This window comes from Bacillus sp. 166amftsu, assembly GCF_900107445.1.
Classification (GTDB): Bacteria; Bacillota; Bacilli; order Bacillales; family Bacillaceae_G; genus Bacillus_A; species Bacillus_A arachidis.
Genome location: NZ_FNQA01000059.1, coordinates 1 through 3,287, shown reverse-complemented (window position 1 = coordinate 3,287; position 3,287 = coordinate 1). Strand labels below are relative to the sequence as shown.

At 29.8% G+C, this 3,287-nt stretch carries 5 protein-coding genes; 2 read left to right on the top strand and 3 right to left on the bottom strand.

All coding sequences use genetic code 11. The features are described from left to right. From BLV40_RS27720 to BLV40_RS27710, 3 genes are all read right to left on the bottom strand, one after another. Positions 1–311: recombinase family protein (locus tag BLV40_RS27720; RefSeq protein WP_139265645.1), on the bottom strand; the 311-nt coding region annotated here is incomplete at its 3' end. 428 nt (positions 312–739) lie between these two features. Further along, complete coding sequence (gene hfq, locus BLV40_RS27715) at positions 740–925, bottom strand: RNA chaperone Hfq (RefSeq protein WP_090695847.1); 186 nt, start codon at positions 923–925, stop codon at positions 740–742. A 293-nt stretch (positions 926–1,218) separates the two neighbouring features. Further along, positions 1,219–1,725 carry a GNAT family N-acetyltransferase gene (locus tag BLV40_RS27710; RefSeq protein ID WP_090695845.1) on the bottom strand — a complete coding sequence of 169 codons (507 nt, stop codon included), beginning with the start codon at positions 1,723–1,725 and terminating at the stop codon, positions 1,219–1,221. Between the two features lie 473 nt (positions 1,726–2,198). Between BLV40_RS27710 and BLV40_RS27705 the strand changes: the two genes are divergently transcribed. Together BLV40_RS27705 and BLV40_RS27700 are read left to right on the top strand one after the other, a co-directional pair. Then, the gene (locus BLV40_RS27705) at positions 2,199–2,552 is read left to right on the top strand and encodes a hypothetical protein (protein WP_090695843.1); all 354 of its coding nucleotides are present in this window, start codon (positions 2,199–2,201) and stop codon (positions 2,550–2,552) included. Between the two features lie 185 nt (positions 2,553–2,737). Next, positions 2,738–3,073, top strand: a complete 336-nt coding sequence (locus BLV40_RS27700; protein WP_090695841.1) for a DUF3221 domain-containing protein — start codon at positions 2,738–2,740, stop codon at positions 3,071–3,073. The last annotated feature ends 214 nt before the right edge of the window (positions 3,074–3,287 follow it).

The following is a 3,287-nucleotide window of genomic DNA, read 5'->3' as shown; positions in this document are numbered from 1 at the left end:
ACAACAATATCAGCTTGTAATTCTCTCGTGATGTACTTCCATTCTGAAATTACCTCATCATAATTACGCCCCATACGATCTAAAGCATCTATGTAAACAATATCATTAGTACTCAATATTTTTCGTAATAATTGATACTGAGGACGATCAAAATGTCGTCCACTTGCTTTATCGACAAAAATACGCCGAGCTTCCACTCCTCGTTCCATCATCTTATGTAATTGACGTTGTTCATTTTGATCTTTTGTACTTACACGTATATATCCATAAATATTTGCCATTTTTGGTATTCCCCTTATATTTGTTACCATAATTATACCACTTTCGTTTATAAAGGTATTCATTAAAAATAAACGTTTATAAATTAATCAAAATTACCTTTATAAACTTGATATTTCAATGTTTCATAGATGATACCTAACCGTTTGTAAAGGTATACCTTTATAAACGGATGATTTCTTTGAGGATAAGCAAGCATATAACGATAGGTATTAATATTTTAAGAACGTTCCTAAAATATATTTTTGATGTTTTGAAATGCTATGTTGGCATTAATTTGCGTACTATCAAAAGGTATATCTCCCGGAACAAAAAGAGAACCCTAATCATTAGGATTCTGTACAGGAAACAACAAATATATAGAAGTAAGATAAAGAGAATTACTTATTATTATATCGTATATATGTATAATGTAATGTTGAGAAAATGTTAAGAAATGGTTAAATCATTCTCATATGTATTATGTAGTAATAGTTGAAACTGCTTGTTTGTAAACAAGTTGCTGTTTACCATGAACCATCATAAGAATCGTAAATTTGTCCATTGCAAGAATCTGCCCAGTTATCCGGACCCCACTCTTTAAAAATACAGTGATTGGCTTTTTTTCTTTAAATAATTCATACGTTTTTTCTTGTAGACCATTCATATGAATCTCTCCTTTCTATAATCGTATCATACTTAAATTTAAATACTGGTTTATACACGTATTTCTCAATATAGCCATTGAAAAGGAATCTCCTAGTATTACGGATTTGTTTTTTATTACAAGAAAGCTCATTTTTTCGTTTTAGGGTAATTCTGAATTCTTAAGTTGATGGGCATGTATGGTGACCCCAAATAACAACCCACATTTTAACGATTTCATACGCCAAGAGATTCTCAAAAACCAATAGCACGATTTCAATTGAGATTTTGATTTAAATGATGCGTTCTGAGACACTATTCTTCTTCTAAAATAGCGTAATAATATTCATCCCACCATTCATTTCCATGTGGTATACACTTCCTGAAATAGCCTTCTCTTCTCATTCCAATCTTCTCCATCACTCGATATGATGGGGTATTTTGTGGCTGACATGTAGCTATAATTCTATGTAATTTCATTTCCTTAAACCCATATTTCAATGTAGCTTGTGCTGCTTCAGAAGCATATCCTTTATTGAAATATTTAGGATTGAACACCCAACCAATCTCATAAGTATGTTCACCAAAATATTTATGAAAAACAATATGACCAATCAGGATATTTTCATCTATTAATACCACAGGAAAGTTCTTAGCATTTCTACCAATATTTGCATTCACAAAGTTTCTTGTATCCTCTTCAGTAAAAACCCCTTCGGGTATATATTTCATAACATTGATATCTGATGTATACTCATGGACAGCTTGCCAATCTTTGAACTCAAATTTTCGTATTAATAATCTTTCTGTTTTTACAAACATTTACTTTTCCCCCTCAAAAAATCGTAACTTTATTTCAAATTCACATTTAACCCGAAAGACAAAAAGAACTTGTAGAAATCACTACAAGTTCTTTTTAAGGTAAGGTGACTAAAAGTGTAACACAAACTTTCTTAACTGGCATATTAGACAAACAATTAGGGAAATAACTTGATAGGTCTATTATATAACAAATATTAACATTTCGAAATTTTGTTTTTTAAAATTTTGTGAATTAAAAAAACTAACAGTTTATTATTCTTGTATTAGGGGTCACCTTACATGCCCATCAACCTAAAAAATAGCGAGTTATCCCAAAACGATAGAAATAAGATTTGTTACCATACACCTTTTAATCGAAATCAGTTTTTATTAAATATGAATTTTTTTACTTTTTTGTTATTATTTTATTATAGGTTAGTATTTAGAGAACATTATCATATTAACCATTTTGCATAAATCTAAAAGGAGAAGGCATGAAAAAATCAATTGAAAAATTAGTTAAATCCATAACAGAATCAACTTCTATAACAGACATATATGATAATCAAATATGTAACACATTAAGCCCTGTAATAGATTTTTTCATCTTTCCAGAATATCTTATTTTTAATGCGACTACGTATTCCAGCAAAATAGTTTCCTTATTAATTTTTTTAGCTATAATTGTTGTATTTGGACTTCTATTTGAATTCATTCTAAAGAAAGCATTTAAACAAGGTACTCTTTTAGAATTAACGATAAAAATTTTCGGGAAAATAATGACCATTGCAATACTCTTTTATGGTATTAAAATAGTTATATATTTAATACGGTTAAAAAAATACTAAACTAATTTTTTTTAGAAAGTCGCCCATCACCATTTAACTAAAGCGAAATTGTATCCCTAAAATGAAAAAATAGCGTATTTTTTCATTTTAGGGGGTATTTTGTTTTATTAGGTTGATAGCGATGGAGCGGTACCCCTATATAATGTTAAATTCGTCTAATCTTATAAAGGGAAGGTGTGTAGCTAATGAAAAGAAAATTTTTCATTGCATTTACAGTTATATTGTTAAGTATTTCACTCGCAGGGTGTGGCAAGGCTGATATGGAAGGTATTATTTTAGAAGTAACAGAAAATGAGATATTACTTTCAGAGAACCTTTCTCTGGACAAGTATGAAGAAATAAAAAATAAATCAATTTCAGAGATACAGGGAGAGGAAAAGGGTATTTCTTTAATTTATTTAGCATATGACAATACAGAGGAATGGTCAAAAGGTGATGAAGTAAAAGTATGGATTGATGGAGATGTACTTGTATCCTATCCTGAGCAAGCTAAGGCTAAAAGAATTCAATTGAAAAAATAAGTTTTCAACAATCGGGAGCAATTGTGAAGCAAAATATACCATTTGGAAAGCTCAGGATTCAAATCTGAGCTTTTTTGTGATGGTTATCTATACTGTTAATTTATACTGGGGTAGTACCACATCGCTATCAAGCTAACAAAACAAAATACCCCCTAAAATGAAAAAATACGCTATTCTTTCTATAGAATCATAGGAAAGGATGGAACTTTTGTAT